14 protein-coding genes are annotated in these 15,968 nt (G+C 38.4%); all 14 read right to left on the minus strand.

Going from position 1 to position 15,968, the window contains the following annotated elements:
• Positions 1 to 46: 46 nt before the first annotated feature.
• Positions 47 to 811, minus strand: coding sequence for a DeoR/GlpR family DNA-binding transcription regulator (locus tag LACPOB_RS0107315; protein WP_017868182.1), 765 nt, complete (start codon positions 809 to 811; stop codon positions 47 to 49).
• 189 nt (positions 812 to 1,000) lie between these two features.
• A complete protein-coding gene (locus tag LACPOB_RS0107320; protein WP_017868183.1) occupies positions 1,001 to 1,924 on the minus strand; it encodes a manganese-dependent inorganic pyrophosphatase in 924 nt (307 codons plus the stop codon).
• An 84-nt stretch (positions 1,925 to 2,008) separates the two neighbouring features.
• Positions 2,009 to 2,974, minus strand: a complete 966-nt coding sequence (locus LACPOB_RS0107325) for a LysR family transcriptional regulator (RefSeq protein WP_017868184.1) — start codon at positions 2,972 to 2,974, stop codon at positions 2,009 to 2,011.
• A gap of 445 nt (positions 2,975 to 3,419) precedes the next feature.
• Positions 3,420 to 4,037 (minus strand): orotate phosphoribosyltransferase, encoded by a 618-nt coding sequence (gene pyrE, locus LACPOB_RS0107330; RefSeq protein ID WP_017868185.1) that lies wholly within the window; start codon positions 4,035 to 4,037, stop codon positions 3,420 to 3,422.
• Positions 4,021 to 4,746, minus strand: a complete 726-nt coding sequence (gene pyrF / locus LACPOB_RS0107335) for an orotidine-5'-phosphate decarboxylase (RefSeq protein WP_017868186.1) — start codon at positions 4,744 to 4,746, stop codon at positions 4,021 to 4,023. The genes pyrE and pyrF overlap by 17 nt, the downstream gene beginning before the upstream one ends.
• Entirely contained in the window at positions 4,733 to 5,680 is a 948-nt protein-coding gene (locus tag LACPOB_RS0107340) for a dihydroorotate dehydrogenase (RefSeq protein WP_017868187.1), read from the minus strand. Before LACPOB_RS0107340 ends, pyrF begins: the two co-directional genes overlap by 14 nt.
• Before the next feature lie 65 nt (positions 5,681 to 5,745).
• On the minus strand, positions 5,746 to 8,934 hold the full coding sequence (carB, locus tag LACPOB_RS0107345; protein ID WP_017868188.1) for a carbamoyl-phosphate synthase large subunit: 3,189 nt from the start codon (positions 8,932 to 8,934) through the stop codon (positions 5,746 to 5,748).
• Entirely contained in the window at positions 8,918 to 9,994 is a 1,077-nt protein-coding gene (locus LACPOB_RS0107350) for a carbamoyl phosphate synthase small subunit (protein WP_017868189.1), read from the minus strand. The genes carB and LACPOB_RS0107350 overlap by 17 nt, the downstream gene beginning before the upstream one ends.
• A 14-nt stretch (positions 9,995 to 10,008) precedes the next feature.
• Complete coding sequence (gene pyrC / locus LACPOB_RS0107355) at positions 10,009 to 11,301, minus strand: dihydroorotase (protein ID WP_017868190.1); 1,293 nt, start codon at positions 11,299 to 11,301, stop codon at positions 10,009 to 10,011.
• On the minus strand, positions 11,286 to 12,254 hold the full coding sequence (locus tag LACPOB_RS0107360; protein ID WP_017868191.1) for an aspartate carbamoyltransferase catalytic subunit: 969 nt from the start codon (positions 12,252 to 12,254) through the stop codon (positions 11,286 to 11,288). The genes pyrC and LACPOB_RS0107360 overlap by 16 nt, the downstream gene beginning before the upstream one ends.
• 47 nt (positions 12,255 to 12,301) lie before the next feature.
• Positions 12,302 to 13,591, minus strand: a complete 1,290-nt coding sequence (locus tag LACPOB_RS0107365) for a solute carrier family 23 protein (RefSeq protein ID WP_017868192.1) — start codon at positions 13,589 to 13,591, stop codon at positions 12,302 to 12,304.
• Positions 13,592 to 13,856: 265 nt separating this feature from the next.
• The gene (gene pyrR / locus LACPOB_RS0107370) at positions 13,857 to 14,381 is read right to left on the minus strand and encodes a bifunctional pyr operon transcriptional regulator/uracil phosphoribosyltransferase PyrR (RefSeq protein ID WP_017868193.1); all 525 of its coding nucleotides are present in this window, start codon (positions 14,379 to 14,381) and stop codon (positions 13,857 to 13,859) included.
• A 225-nt stretch (positions 14,382 to 14,606) separates the two neighbouring features.
• The gene (locus tag LACPOB_RS0107380; protein WP_017868195.1) at positions 14,607 to 15,509 is read right to left on the minus strand and encodes an RluA family pseudouridine synthase; all 903 of its coding nucleotides are present in this window, start codon (positions 15,507 to 15,509) and stop codon (positions 14,607 to 14,609) included.
• Complete coding sequence (gene lspA / locus LACPOB_RS0107385) at positions 15,506 to 15,949, minus strand: signal peptidase II (protein ID WP_017868196.1); 444 nt, start codon at positions 15,947 to 15,949, stop codon at positions 15,506 to 15,508. The genes LACPOB_RS0107380 and lspA overlap by 4 nt, the downstream gene beginning before the upstream one ends.
• Positions 15,950 to 15,968 lie beyond the last annotated feature (19 nt).

Below are 15,968 nucleotides of genomic sequence, written 5' to 3' on the forward strand. Positions count from 1 at the left end.
AAACAAACAAATTGCCACCAAGTTTAAAAAAATGTCAAAGTACTTGCTATTTATTATTATCTTCTACTACCTTGATCTCAGTTTCTGGTGAAAATAGTTCTCGTTGTTCTTTTGTTGGCATTTTATCAGTAATAAACAATGAAATTTTATCCAAAGAACAAATTCGGTAATAGGACCTGTTCACAAATTTTTGATGTTCGGCTACTAAAATTACTTTACGTGCTCGTTTAGCAGCCATACCCACAATCTCAGCATCATCTTGATCAAGTAAATAGACTCCGTGTTCATCGATACCTGAAGCAGCGATAAACGCTGTATCAAACATGATATCCTGTAATTCTTCCATAGCCAAATGTGAATAGAAAAAACGATTGTCATGATCTAAAGTTCCGCTCAGGCTTTTGACTGTTACCTTATTATTTTGTGCTAGTGCAATACAATTATCGAGCGAATGAGTGACTACTGTTAGAGGAACATTTAAATTCTGACAAGTTTTTAATAAAATCGTAGACGAATCAATAAAATAAACATGCTGTGGCTTAAAGTAATTTAAGGCTTCAATCGCGATTTGGGTCTTTGACTTATTAAATCGAGCTAAACGACTTTCATAATTTGGCACACTACGGCCAAAATCAAGTGGCAATATACCACCATGAGTACGGCGGACTTCTCCTCGTTTTGTCAGCAGTACAATATCACGACGGGCAGTATCTTGTGAAATACCAAATTCATTCATAATATCTTTGGTAGATAATTCCTGCCGTTCTTCTAATAATTGTTTGATTAATTCAATTCTTTTTTCTTGACTCAACTTGATCACCTCAAAAATGTTTTCACCTTTTATTATATGGGTTTTCTTACGTAATTGCACGTATTCCTAATGATTGTTTCTTTTGTTTTAACTTTTTCGTTTAGTTAAAGTAACTTTATACTTTTTAATAGTTAAAAAAAGAACACCCTAAAGTATAAGGTGTTCTTTCGTACTAATAAAACATATTTTTTAGTTAAAAGCTTCTTCTAACGGTGGAACGACTTGTTTTTTACGTGAAACAACGCCTGGTAGATCCATTTTATCATTAGCTAAACCTTGGCCAAATGCTTTTTCAACAACGTCTTGTCCAGACCCGATCGCTAATAAACGTGTATTAGAATCAAGAATATTAGTTACCATCAACAAAAACAAATCATAACCATTGTCTTTATTTTGTTCTTCAATTGCTGAACGTAATTCATTTTCACGTGCAAAAACTTCGTTAAGGTCAACTGTATTGACCTGATCAACACGAATAGTCTTGTTACCCATCTCAAATGATTTGGCATCCGAAGTAACCAATTCTTTTGCTGTCTTGGTAGATAAATTAGTACCTGCCTTTAACATAGCTAACCCATATTCTTCATAATCCACTTCTGCAATTTCAGCTAATTTTTTTCCGACTGCAATATCAACGTCTGTAGTAGTAGGTGATTTAAATAATAAAGTATCTGAAATAATTGCAGATAACATCAAACCAGCTAAATTTTGTGGAATGTCAACTCCAGATTGTTTGAATTCCTTAAAGATGATTGTACTGCTACAGCCAACAGGTTCTGCATGATAGTATAAAGGAGCTGCTGTGGCAAAATTGGCGATCCGATGGTGGTCGATAACATGAGTAACTGTCAAATCACTAATATCATCAACACTTTGTTGTGATTCATTATGATCAACTAAAACTACCTGTTTTGTTTCTGAACCAGCTTCAGAGATCACGCGTGGATATGGCTCAGAGAAATGATCAAGTACAAATCTTGTTTCATCATTAGGTTCACCCAAAGCAACAGCTTCAGTTTGCCCACCCAATTGATTCAACAAATATGAATATGCCTTGGCAGCAACGATTGCGTCTGTGTCAGGATTTTTGTGTCCAAAAACCAATTCTTTCATTGTATAAATATCTCCTTATAATAATTAGTCTTAAAGTTTCTAAAAACTTTTACCTTATTAATTAATATTACGTTCTTAAATAGCTTATTGCTCTGTAGTAGAATCTGTCAAGCGAGAAATATAATCTTTATCTGCTAGATACTGATCAAATTCCTGGAAAAAATTAGCGATCCGAGGGATTTCTCCTTTTCCCTTTCGATAAACATAAGACATTTCAAAAGAAATTGTCGGTTCAAATAATGCTGTATAAAAATCACTATCTTCCGTCAGATTAGCCTCTACAAACGAAGCCTGTAAAGCGGTATAGTTGCCTGTACGTCTAGTAAATCTAAGCAATTGTTCTGGATCTGTAAAACGAGCTGCAAAGTTAGGCGAATCAATATTTTCATTGCGGTAAGCCTCTCTAAGTTGTGTATTTACATAAAAATCCGTTGGATAACCAACCCAGGGACGGCCCAAAGTATCTTTCAATTTAATACGTCTTCTCTTTTTCAGCTTTTCATTTTGATGTACAAAGACCAAGTTTTCTGTCAAAATTTTCTTGGTTTCATATGGCTTCCAATTTTTAATGTTTTCGTCTGGCAAATACATAATAGCTAAATCTAACTGATTATTCTCTAACCCTTCCCAGATCTCTTTACGAGTCAAAGCATATATCGTTAGTTTTATATCGCGATGTCTTTGATAAAAATCACTTACAAAATCAAAGAATACTTCAGTCTCGATCGAGGCTAAAATACCAATATTAATTTCCCCTATATCAGGGCTTGTTGATTGTTGTATCTCATCAGTTGCACGGTTTAATGTTTCATAGATCTGATGGGTAGCATCCAGCATAGTATAACCTGCATCCGATAAATGTAATTTTTTGCCAACTGAATAAAATAAAGGTGCGCCTACATTATTCTCTAATTTTTTTATTTGCTGAGTCAAAGCGGGTTGTGTGATCCCTAATATTTGAGCAGCTTGCGTATAACTCATAGTTTCCGCTAATTGTAAAAAATAAGTTAACGTTTTCGATGAAAAAATACTTTCATGCTGTGTTTTCATAAAATACGACCCCTTTTCATGTTGCTCCCAAGCAGTTCAAGCTTTTGTGTGCGATACTATGCTGCATATTCAGTTAAACCCTTTAGAAAAATTTTTACTAGATGCAGTTAATTCAACAATTAATCGTTACTTATCATTATATCAAGTAAAAATTAATTTTTACTAAAACTACATCTTTAAATTCGTAGCAACTAATTCTAGCAACAGAAATTTTTAACAAAACTAAATTATTTCTGATATATATAATAAGTTTACACTTTAAAAGTTTTTTTCGCAAATACCGTTTTCAAACCAGAAAAAGTGACTTAAATTAAATACTAACTTTTGATTAAAAATTATTAACTAAGATTCCTATTGAAGAATATAAACAAAAAAGATGTAATTGCATATAACATGTCTAATCAAAACGTCAATGCAATTACATCTTTTTTAATTATTACTAACTTTATTTCCAAGATTTAGGCGACTTTTTCCAATCAAGCATCGAATCAACATCTTTTTGCGTAAAGATATTTTTTTCTTGTGCAGCTTCGAGTAATTCTGAGTAGTTCGTTAAAGTATGATAAGTTAATTTACTATCTGCAAAGTTTTTATCTAGATCAGCAAGCTGATAATTAAAAATACCAACTACACCTATCACATTCGCTTGTTCATGCTGTAATGCCGTCGCTGCTTTTAGCACACTACCACCAGTCGAAAGTAAATCATCGATCAAAACCACTTTTTGACCTGCTTTCAATACACCTTCTGTTTGCTTACCTTTACCATGATCCTTAGGTTTTGAACGAACATAGATCATCGGTAGCTCTAATTCATCTGCTACCCAAGCAGCATGTGGTATCCCAGCAGTTGCGGTCCCAGCGATAACTTCAGCATCAGGATAATTACTTAAGATCAGTTTTGCCATTCCTGTAGCAATCATTTTCCTAACGTGTGGGTAACTGATCGTTAAACGGTTATCACAGTATATCGGACTTTTGATCCCACTTGCCCAAATAAATGGGTCATTCGGTGATAGTTTAACAGCTTCAATATCTAATAGTTCTTCAGCGATCTTCTTCAAGGTGTTTCCCATCCTTCCATAATCTTTTTACTTTACAATAAGTTTCGTATGGTTGCGTTGCTTGAGTGATACTACGACCGACTACGATCATTGAAGCTTTTAAGCTCGCTGCTTGATCAGGAGAAACGACCCTTTTTTGGTCATCATGATCATCAGAAGCTAAACGAATTCCAGGGGTCACAGTTAAAAAATCATTATTAGTTTGTTCTTTGATTTGTTTTGCTTCAAATGCAGAGCAAACTACACCATCTAAACCTGCTTTTTCAGCCAGTTTAGCATAATTATTCACACTTTGTTCCATGCTAACATTAGTCAATTGTTCTTTTTTTAGCATTTCTTGAGAAGTCGAAGTAAGTTGAGTGATAGCTAGGATCTTAGTTTTACCTAAACTGTCACTCATACCTTTCTTAGCAGCTTTCATCATTTGTAGACCGCCACTAGCATGGATTGTAGTTAAAGTAACTTTTAACTTTGAAATACTTCGCATAGCCGCTTCAACCGTATGCGGAATATCATGGCATTTTAAGTCTAGAAAAACATCATAGCCACGGTCATTCATATCTTTTATCAGATCCGGCCCACACCGATAAAATAACTCCATTCCAATTTTGACAAACAACTTTTCGTTCTTAGGAAACTGTTCTAAAAAAGTATCCACACTTTTTTGGTCTGGAAAATCTAAAGCAATTATTGGTCTATCTTCTTTCATCTCGAAACTTCCTTTTGATTTGGTCTGATAATTCCTGCAAATTATTGACATTGGCTTTATCCATTTCACTTTCTAGCTCAGATAAAATATGCCAACAAGCCGCTGGGTCCTTAAATTGTGCACTTCCAATCTGAACAGCACTAGCACCAGCTAAGTACATTTCAAGTACATCTAGTGCACTAGAAATCCCACCAACACCAATGATCGGTATATTGACTACATGAGCTACCTGATAAATCATTCGAATTGCCAATGGTAAGATGCCAGGCCCTGACCAACCACCCATTTGGTTACCAACTAACGTTTTTTTAGTAACTGGATCGATCCTCATTCCATACAAGGTGTTGATCATCGTTAATCCATCTGCTCCACCTTCTTGTGCTGCACGAGCACACGCAACGATATCAGTAACATTGGGCGTTAATTTAACATAAAGCGGAACCGCGATAATTTCTTTCACTGCCGCTGTCAGTTTTTGAATAACCTTGGGATCAACGCCAAATTGCATACCGCCTTCAGCAACATTGGGACAAGAAACATTGAGTTCTAAGGCATCAATTAAACCTGGAGCAGCAAAATGTTGAGCAACAAACAAGTAATCTTCAAAGCTTTCTCCGGCAATGCTTGCAATAATAGGTAATTTGCTATAGTGCTTTCTTAAGGTGGGTATCTTTTCATTGACCACATTTTTTACTCCTGGGTTAGTCAGGCCAACGGAATTCAAAACGCCATCTTGTAAAACAACAATTTGTGGTTGTAAGTTTCCTTTCTTAGGATCTTTAGTCGTAGTTTTTAAGACTATTGCCCCTAATTCGTTCAGATCATTAGTCTTAGTGATATCCCCATCACCAAAACCAAAGCTACCACTGGCAGGCATGATCGGATTTTTCAAAGAAAGCCCAGGTAATTCAACTGCTAACCGTGTATTATTCATCAACTTGCTTCCTTTCTATCCTTTGATTGGAACGGCCGTTCTTTTCCATCTTACAAATTTTATCCTTAAAGAGGAACCGTTGTTAAAAATTGCCCTTCTAAAGCTACTAACAAAGCCTCGACCGTGTCTAATGATGTTAATAACACAATGTTATGTGCAACTGCATTTTGTCTGATCATGAAACCATCAGAATTCTTAGCCACGTCTGTCCCCATCGTGTTGACTACCAGATCGATCCTTTCATCTGAAATAACGTCCATGATGCCATCATTATCTGATTTTTCATTTTCACCGATCTTATCCACCAATGTTGGATATAATTTTTGTTGGTTTAACAATTCAGCTGTTCCCTGGGTCGCATATAAACGATATCCGATCCGTGTAAAACGTTGTGCGATCGAAACTAGACGCTGTTTATCTTCATCACTAACTGTTAATAATACATTCCCATTTGCGGGGATAGAAAGTCCCGCCCCTTGAAAAGCTTTTAATAAAGCATTGGCATATTTCCTGTCACTGCCCATGACTTCTCCTGTTGATTTCATTTCTGGTCCTAAGAAACTATCACTATCATTAAGTTTACTGAAGGAAAAAACAGGCGCTTTAACGTACTTCATTTTAGGCTCTGGTAACAAGCCAGTTGTTAAATTTTGTTTTGCCAATGTTTCACCTAATGCAATACGTGTTGCAACTTGAGCCATTTGAAGCCCAGTCACTTTACTTAAAAATGGTACAGTCCGGCTAGCCCGCGGGTTAACTTCTAACACATAGACTTGTTCTTTAACGATAATAAATTGAACATTCATGATCCCTACGCAATTTAACGAAGTAGCTAATTTGCTAGTGATCTCGACGATTTGTTGTTTTACTTTATCACTTAAATGTTGTGGAGGATAAACTGCCATCGAATCTCCCGAGTGAACACCTGCTCGCTCAATGTGTTCCATAATACCAGGCAACAAGACATCATGACCATCGCATAAAGCATCAACTTCACACTCACGTCCTTTTAAATACTGATCGATCAAAATCGGACGTTCGCCAACTGTGGCCATATTTTCTTCCAGATAATCCAACAATTCTTGTTTATTTGCGACAATTTGCATTGCCCTTCCACCTAAGACATAACTTGGGCGAACTAGTACTGGATACCCAATTTCTTTCGCACCAGCCACAGCTTCTTTAGTTGAATGTGCGATTTTTCCTTGTGGTTGTAAGAGGTCTAATTTCTTGATCAACTGATCGAATTCATCGCGGTCTTCTGCTTGATTCAATGACTCTAAACTAGTTCCTAAAATGTTGACACCTCGCTTAGCCAAGGGTTCCGCTAAATTGATAGCAGTTTGTCCACCAAATTGCAAGATCACTCCCAATGGATCTTCTAAGTCGATCACATCCAAGACCTTTTCAGGTGTGAGTGGTTCAAAATATAACTTATCTGAAACTGAAAAGTCGGTCGAAACCGTTTCGGGATTTGAATTCATCACGATAGCCTCATATCCAGCCTTACGCAAGGCTTTAACACAATGAACCGTCGCATAGTCGAATTCAACACCTTGCCCAATTCTGATCGGACCTGAACCAATAACTAAAACTGATTTTTTGTCATTATCGACACTTTCATTAAACTCCCCATAAGTACTATAGAAATAAGGCGTATCTGATTCAAATTCAGCTGCACATGTGTCGACCATTTTATAAGCAGGTAACAAGTTATTTTCATGTCGCAGATCTCTGACTTTATTTTCATCGACCTTCCACAAGCGTGCCATTGTTTCATCACTTACACCATAATATTTGGCTTCTTGCAAAAAATTAATATCCATAACGTGGTCAGGCGCTTGTTTTTCAAGTTCGATCAAGTGTAATACGATATCTAAGAAATATTGATTGATCTTAGTATAGCCAGCGACTTCATTTAACGACCATCCCCGCCGTAATGCTTCAGCAACATAAAATAAGCGTTCATCGGTGGCATGGACTAAGTACTTAGCGAGAATTTCATCGCTTTTCTGGCTGATTTTAGGCCAACTAAGGTCATGAGTGGAGACTTCTAAGGATTGAATCGCTTTAGACAAAGCTTCTTCCAAATTCCGTCCAATTGCCATCACTTCACCTGTCGCCTTCATTTGTGTACCAATGGAGTGATCTGCCTGTGTAAACTTATCAAATGGCCAACGTGGGATCTTTGCAACTACATAGTCCAAAGCTGGTTCAAATTCAGCATAGGTCGTTTTCGTGACCGGATTTTTAATTTCAGTCAAATTAAGACCTACTGCGATCTTAGCCGCCACCTTAGCGATCGGATAGCCCGTCGCTTTAGACGCTAAGGCTGATGAACGTGAAACACGCGGGTTAACTTCGATCACATAATATTCCATACTATCAGTTGAAAGGGCTAATTGAACATTGCAACCACCTTCAATTTTTAAAGCACGGATCAACTTCAACGCACAATCACGTAACATCTGGTATTCTTGGTCACTCAGTGTTTGGGTCGGTGCAAAAACGATCGAATCCCCAGTATGGACTCCGACCGGATCAAAATTTTCCATAGAGCAGACAACTAAAGCATTATTTGCAGCATCACGCATTACTTCAAACTCGATCTCACGGAATCCTGCGATCGATTGTTCGATCAAACACTGGCTGGTTGGCGAGAGCTCTAATCCGTTACCCACGACCTGCGTTAATTCAGTAGAGTTATAGCAAATTCCTCCACCTGTACCGCCCATAGTGAAAGCTGGACGAACGATCACTGGATAACCGGCTTGTTGAGCAAATGCGAGTGCTTCTTCTACTTGTTGGACAGTTTTTGAAGCAGGCACTGGTTCGTTTAGTTCATTCATCAACTGTTTAAACTTTTCCCGGTCTTCTGCTTGGGAAATTGATTCTAAACCAGTTCCAAGTAACTTAACGTTCATCTCTTCTAACACACCATTATCAGCTAGTGCAACTGCTAAGTTCAAAGCAACTTGTCCGCCTAAAGTTGGTAACAATGCATCGGGTGCTTCTTGTCTAATGATTTTAGTAACAGATTCTACAGTCAAAGGTTCAAGATAAACTTGATCAGCAATTTCGTGATCAGTCATGATCGTAGCTGGATTAGAATTGACCAACACTACCTGATAACCTTCTTCACGTAAAGCTAAGCACGCTTGTGTTCCTGAATAATCAAATTCTGCGGCTTGTCCAATAATAATTGGCCCTGAACCGAGGACTAAGATCTTAGAGATATCATTTCTTTTTGGCAAGTTGTTCCTCCTTATGTGTATCGATCATGGAAATAAAGTCATCAAAAACTTCGACTGCGTCATGAGGTCCGGGGCTAGCATCTGGGTGAAATTGCACTGAAGCTGCTGGATATTTTTTATGCCGTAAACCTTCCACTGTATCGTCATTTAACTCGACATAAGTTTCGATCAATTCCATATTTTCTAATGAAGCTGGTTCGACCGCATAGCCATGATTTTGTGAAGTGAAAAGTGATCTGCCTGTCGCAATTTCTTTAACTGGGTGGTTAAATCCACGATGGCCAAACTTCATTTTGAATGTTTGCGCACCATTTGCTAAAGCAAACAACTGATGTCCCAAACAGATCCCAAACAATACCGTTTGTTGTTGTAAGTTTTGAATGGTTGCGATCGTATCTGGGAAATCTTGTGGATCTCCAGGACCATTCGAAAGTAAAACACCATCTGGTTTAAAGCTTAAGATCTGTGCAGCCGTATAAGTGGCAGGTACAACTACAATATTACAGTTGCGTTTGATCAACTCACGCAAGATACTTTGCTTAGTACCATAATTGATCACTACTATTCGGTATCCTTCACCTGGTATCATATAGGGTTGTGTTTGTGCTTTGATCGCCAAAGCAAAAGGAGCTGATTTTTGCCGAGACATTTGAGTAGGAACATCATCGACTAACTGTGCTTTCATTGCACCAGATCTCCGGAGCTTTTGCGCGATGGCGCGGGTATCTACCCCACTGATCCCTGGTATATCTTGTTGTTTTAAAAATTGATCTAAAGTTGCAGTAGACCGCCAACTGTCAATTACCCGTGCTAGTTGTCGACACACAACTCCTGCACAATTAGACTGAATGTCTTCACTATCGGCCAAGGACACCCCATAGTTTCCGATCAAAGGATTTGTAAAGACTAAAATCTGGCTTGCATAAGAATCATCTGTGATCGCTTCTTGATAACCAGTCATACCTGTAGTAAAAACTAATTCACCCTCAGAAACTCTTGTCGCTCCGAATGCTTGACCTTGATAGATCGTTCCATCCTCTAAAACTAAATAACGTTTCATTTTACTCTTCACTCCTATCGTTGATTATTCTGCTTTGTTTCGGCTTGATACACGACATTACCGTTGACCATAGTTAAAATCGTCCTGGCACTCACTTTTTGTCCAGTAAATGGTGTGTTGTTTGCTTTAGAGCAATATTTACTATCTGACAATTGTTCTTCGAAATGAAGATCAAAAATCGCTAGATCAGCTCGTTTACCGGGTAAGATCTTGCCCGTATCTGACAAACCTAAGGTATCTGCCACACGCGTACTCAAAAGCAATAACAATTGCACTAAAGACATTTTTTTAGTACATACGAGCTGTGTATATAAGGTCGCAAAGGCTGTTTCACTACCAGTGATCCCAAAAGCTGCCTGCTTAAGCCCGCCTGCTTTATCTTGTATTGTATGAGGAGCATGATCAGTGGCAATAATGTCGATCGTATGATCTAATATCCCCAGTAGTAACGCTTCTTGGTCAGCCTTAGACCGGAGAGGAGGATTCATTTTATAATTTGTGTCATCTTGTTTGATATCATCTTCCGTGAGTAACAAGTGGTGTGGCGTAACTTCACAGCTCACGTTTATCCCTGATGTTTTTGCTTGACGGATCAAAGCAACTGTTTCCTTAGTTGAAATATGGCAAACATGGTAGTGTACACCTGTTTGTTGAGCAATCAAGAGATCACGTGCCACTTGAGTTGACTCGCTCAGCGCTGGAATACCTGCTAATGATAATTGACGTGCGGTTGGGCCTTGGTTGATCACACCGTGGTCAAACAAGCTATTATCTTGTGCGTGAACAGCGATCATCATGTCGGCTTTAACCGCGCGTTTGCAGGCTGCATACATAGTTGACGCTTTTTGTATCCCCTGACCGTCATTGCTCAGAGCAAAAGCACCCGCTTTCTTCATTCCAGCAAAATCATTTAAAGTTTCACTAGTCAAATCTTTGGTGACCGGTGCATACTGTAAAACACGGACACATCCCTTATCCGCATTAGCCTGGCACATTTGCTGAATACTTTTTGGAGTATTGGGTACTGGCTGAACGTTTGCCATCGCACATACTGTTGTATACCCTCCGTGTGCTGCAGCCATCGTTCCACTAACCAGATCTTCTTTTCTAGTTTGCCCGGGTTCACGATAGTGCACATGGGCATCGATCAATCCCGGACTGACTACCATGCCACTTGCATCGATCGTCTGAGGTGCAGTCAGATTTTGTCCGATCGCACTGATTTTTCCATTTTGAACTAAAACATCAACTTGTTCAAAATGTTCTCCTAACAAGACTTGGCCATTTTTGATCACCGTTTGTTGCACTTAAATCCCCCCATCTGACGGCCGTTAATAACAGCCTCTAACATTGCCATCCTGACATAAACTCCATTGGTCATTTGTTTCACAAAACGCGAACGCGGTGCTTCAACTAGTTTTGACGCCATTTCCACATCACGATTTATCGGGCCAGGATGTAAGATGATCGCCTTTTCTTGCATCTGCTGGTAACGTGATATCGTTAAACCATATTTTTGATGATAGCTAGCTGCGCTAAAAGCTTGTTCTTGTGCTAGATCTGTGTGACGTTCATGTTGAACCCTTAATAACATCAAAACATCGATCTGTGGCACCAATTGATCAAACTCTACGTACTCACCATATTCGCTAAACTCTGACGTAAACCATTCGGATGGGCCGGAAAAATACAAATGTGCGCCTAATTTTTTTAACATTTGCATATTCGAGCGAGCTACCCGTGAATTTTTTAAGTCACCAACGATCGCAACTTTCAGATCCTTAAAACCACCATATTCTTCATAAATCGTTAGCAGGTCTAACAAACATTGTGACGGGTGCTGTCCTGAGCCATCGCCCGCGTTCAATAGCCCTAAGTTCAGTTGAGAATTCGGTTGATTCAAAGCTTCTTCATAGTAGGTATTTTGTGGATGTCTGATCACAGCAAGGTCAATACCGATCGCTGACATCGTTAGCAAAGTGTCATACAGTGATTCACCTTTTTGTACTGAGCTAGTCTGCGCCGAAAAAGGAAAAATGTTTAATCCCAATTTTTGTTCTGCCATCGTAAAGCTAAGTTTGGTCCGTGTTGAATTTTCAAAAAATAAATTAGCAACGTTAATCTCCCTAGTAAATTCAGGCCTGGTCGGTGAATTTTTAAAGTCTTGGGCCCGCTGTAATAAACTAAAAACTTGTTGGGTAGTTAACTTTTCGACCGAAAGAAAATGTGATAATAAAACTGGTGCTTTTCTTGATGACATCCTATACTCCCCTTTACACTTGTAATTAGTTTGTTAAACTAATTCATTTATTTTTCTTCACTCAGAGCATTTTTTGGTAAGATCAAGTTCAAGATGATGCCTAGTACTGTTGATAAAGCAATACTTGTCAATTGAAAGTTTCCCAATTGTAGGTAAGTTCCACCGATACCGATCACCAAAATCACGGAAGTAACGATCAGATTTCTTTTTTTCTCATAATCTACCTTAGAATCGATCAAGATACGTAGACCATTCGAAGCTATCATGCCAAACAAGAGGAATGAAATACCACCGATCACAGGACTAGGTATTGTTTGGATCAGAGCTGAAACTTTACCACAAAAACTAAATACAACTGCAAAGAAAGCTGCGCCTCCTATGACCCACACGCTATGAACTTTTGACATTGCTAACACACCAATATTTTCACCATAAGAAGTTGTAGGTGGTCCACCGACAAAACCAGCAATAATAGTTGATAAACCATCACCTAATAAAGTTTTGTGCAAACCAGGTTTTTTCAAAAAGTTTCTCTTAGTTAATTTATTAAGGACCATAATATGACCCATGTGTTCTGTCATTGTTACAAAAGCGATCGGGGCCATACCGATGATCGCAGATGGATAAAATTTAAAATCATAATTTACAAACATCACACTGAAAGCCGGCAAACTTAACCATTTGGCTTCTTTAACTGGTGTTAAGTCAACGATCCCCACCAACAATGCCAGTATATAGCCACAAATAATTCCCAACAATACGGGGATCATACTCGGAAACCCTTTGAGGAACATGTTAAAAATAATCGTAATCAGTAAGGTAAACATCGCAACACCGAAAAATCTCAGATCATAATGCGAATTATTCAACATTGCATCTTCCGCTGCCGTAGTAGCTAACGATAAACCGATCACAATGATGATCGGTCCCACAACTACTGGGGGCAAAACTTTGTCCATCCATGTTGAACCAAACTTCGAGATCAACCAAGCAACTAAAACATAGACTAAACCGGAAACGATCGCTCCTTGACCAACTGCTGAATATCCATACTGGTGCATCAATCCTTGCATTGTGACTACATAAGCAAAACTAGACCCAAGATAGGCCGGTATTTTAGCTTTAGTACAAATTATGTAAACTAGGGTTCCTACACCTGAAGCGAATAAAGCAATACTTGGATCGATCCCGATCAGCAATGGAACTAAGACTGTTGCTCCAAACATAGTAAATAAATGTTGGATCGATAAAATTAACCAGTGTCCAAAACTTGGCTTGTCTCCAATATCTAAAAGTGCTTCGTCATTACGAAATTCGTCTGTATTTTTTTCTGACACGTCAAATCCATCCTTTCAATGAAACTATCTCTTATTAATAATTACAATAACGTTTCTACTAATACCTTAAAATTTAAACTAAGATCAGCTTCAACTTTAATAAAAAAAGCCTAGACCATCTTTAAATGATCTAGGCAAAATACACTTGCACAAATAGCTAGTCTTTTAGACAGACTACGTGTTAGTAAAACCGTTGTGCTCTCACTGGAGTCATTTAAATGGTTCATTTCTTTAATATTTATATTTAGTTTTGTAAAAAAGTGCGTCAAATCAGTTCAATACCATCTTTACCATCGACTTCTGACATATAGACCGCAACCTTTTCATCCCAAGACGTAGGGATGTTCTTACCAACAAAATCAGCACGGACTGGTAATTGACGGTGTCCGCGATCAACTAAAACAGCTAAGCGCACCTTACGTGGCCGACCTTGGTCCATGATACCGTCGAGTGCAGCACGGATAGTTCGGCCAGTAAACAAAACATCGTCAATTAAGATCACATTTTTGTCTGTTACATCCGTTTTGAATTCTGCAACTTGCTTAGCCGCTCTTAAACCATGATCACTGACATCATCACGATAGTGCGAAATATCAAGCTCATTTACACCAACTTGGGCGCCCTCAAGCTCTTTCAAACGCTCGGCGATCCGTTGAGCCAAAAAAACTCCGCGTGTTTTGATACCAACCAAAACCAGGTTATCGACGCCCTTATTATTTTCAATGATCTCGTATGTGATCCGGGTAAGTGCTCTTTTCATGGCGATCCCATCTAAAATCTGTTTTGACATTGAAAAATTACCCCCTTTAGATTAAAACTCTTATTATAAATAAACTTTAAGTTTGTCCCTTGAAAAATTAAAAACGCTTGATCGTATAAAAAAAGCTCGACATGTAGCCAATTTAGGGCACAGTCGAGCTCACCATAAAATGGTGGTGCTAACTTTTTCATAAATGCTGCCCTTACTAGCCTCTCTGGACTAAGTTTTAAAAGGAACTTAACTTTTGTTAGTATACTAATTAGTTATATCTTTGTCAAGATAAGATAAAATATTTTTAAAATAATCTGGTAGCGCGGCTTTAAAATCAAGCCTATCACCTGTTATTGGGTGGGTAAAACCTAATTCAGCTGCATGTAAATATTGGCCTTTCCCCGCTAAAGTTTTTTTTGGTCCATAAACAGGATCTCCTGCAACTGGGTGACCAATATACTTCAAATGCACACGTATCTGGTGGGTCCGTCCTGTTTCTAACTGACATTTGATCAATGTGTATGCTTGATAGCGACGAAGTACTTCGAAATGTGTCACAGCTTTGCGACCGTTTGCGACAACTGCTTGTTTTTTTCGATCTTTTGGACTCCGACCCAAAGGGGCATCGATCGTGCCACGATTTTCTTTCAAATTTCCATGAACTAACGCCAAGTAGTAGCGACTAGTTGTTTTATTTTTTAACTGCTGTGACAAACTTCGATGTGCCTGATCATTTTTAGCAACCATCAGCAAACCCGAAGTATCACGATCAATACGGTGCACTATACCTGGACGTAACTTACCATTTATTTGCGATAATGGACAATGATATAACAAAGCATTAACTAAAGTGTGATCAGGATGTCCAGCTGCCGGGTGCACGACCATTCCTGCAGGCTTATTAACCACCAACACATCATCATCTTCATAGATGATATCTAAAGAGATGTTTTCTGCCACCAAGTCTAATTTTTGAGGCTTAGGCTCTGTCAGTCTGACATGATCGCCAGCTTTGACTTGATAGCGCGGTTTAGCACCTTGTTCGTTGACCAAAATATCATTTGAAGTCAACATTTTTTTGATCACCGAGCGAGAATATTCTGGAAATACAACACTTAAAACCTGATCCAAACGTCCTGTTTGATCTGTGATGGTGAACTCTTTCATATTGAATCATCCTTTAACATTACGAGTAATATTATTATGACCCCGACAGTCAGGGCACAGTCGGCAACGTTGAAAATCGGAAAGTTTATAAAATCTAATTCAAACATATCGATCACATAGCCTAGGCGTAAACGATCGATAAAATTACCGATCGTTCCACCTAAAATAAGCGTCAATCCTAAGGCATAACCCCAATTTTTCCATAACTTTATAAAATAATAAATTACTACAGCGATCGCGATAATTGAGATGATCGTAAATAACCACTGTTGTCCCTGTAAAATACTCCATGCTGCGCCATAATTTCTGATATGGGCTAAGGACAACCAGTTATCAACCAAAACTTCACTATGTCCAAGTGGAATATTCCCTAAAACATAAAACTTCAAAGACTGGTCAAGCAAGACAACTGCGAAAACTAACAATACATAAATCGGCATAAAATCGGCGCCTTCCATC

This window comes from Ligilactobacillus pobuzihii E100301 = KCTC 13174, assembly GCF_000349725.1.
GTDB lineage: Bacteria > Bacillota > Bacilli > Lactobacillales > Lactobacillaceae > Ligilactobacillus > Ligilactobacillus pobuzihii.

What these genes read in the sequence shown, in the direction of transcription:
- LACPOB_RS0107380 (WP_017868195.1), bottom strand. Translation starts at nt 15,509, where the DNA reads ATGAAAGAGTTCACCATCACAGATCAAACAGGACGTTTGGATCAGGTT.
- LACPOB_RS0107320 (WP_017868183.1), bottom strand. Translation starts at nt 1,924, where the DNA reads ATGAAAGAATTGGTTTTTGGACACAAAAATCCTGACACAGACGCAATC.
- lspA (WP_017868196.1), bottom strand. Translation starts at nt 15,949, where the DNA reads ATGCCGATTTATGTATTGTTAGTTTTCGCAGTTGTCTTGCTTGACCAG.
- LACPOB_RS0107350 (WP_017868189.1), bottom strand. Translation starts at nt 9,994, where the DNA reads ATGAAACGTTATTTAGTTTTAGAGGATGGAACGATCTATCAAGGTCAA.
- pyrR (WP_017868193.1), bottom strand. Translation starts at nt 14,381, where the DNA reads ATGTCAAAACAGATTTTAGATGGGATCGCCATGAAAAGAGCACTTACC.
- LACPOB_RS0107360 (WP_017868191.1), bottom strand. Translation starts at nt 12,254, where the DNA reads ATGTCATCAAGAAAAGCACCAGTTTTATTATCACATTTTCTTTCGGTC.
- LACPOB_RS0107340 (WP_017868187.1), bottom strand. Translation starts at nt 5,680, where the DNA reads ATGAATAATACACGGTTAGCAGTTGAATTACCTGGGCTTTCTTTGAAA.
- LACPOB_RS0107325 (WP_017868184.1), bottom strand. Translation starts at nt 2,974, where the DNA reads ATGAAAACACAGCATGAAAGTATTTTTTCATCGAAAACGTTAACTTAT.
- pyrF (WP_017868186.1), bottom strand. Translation starts at nt 4,746, where the DNA reads ATGAAAGAAGATAGACCAATAATTGCTTTAGATTTTCCAGACCAAAAA.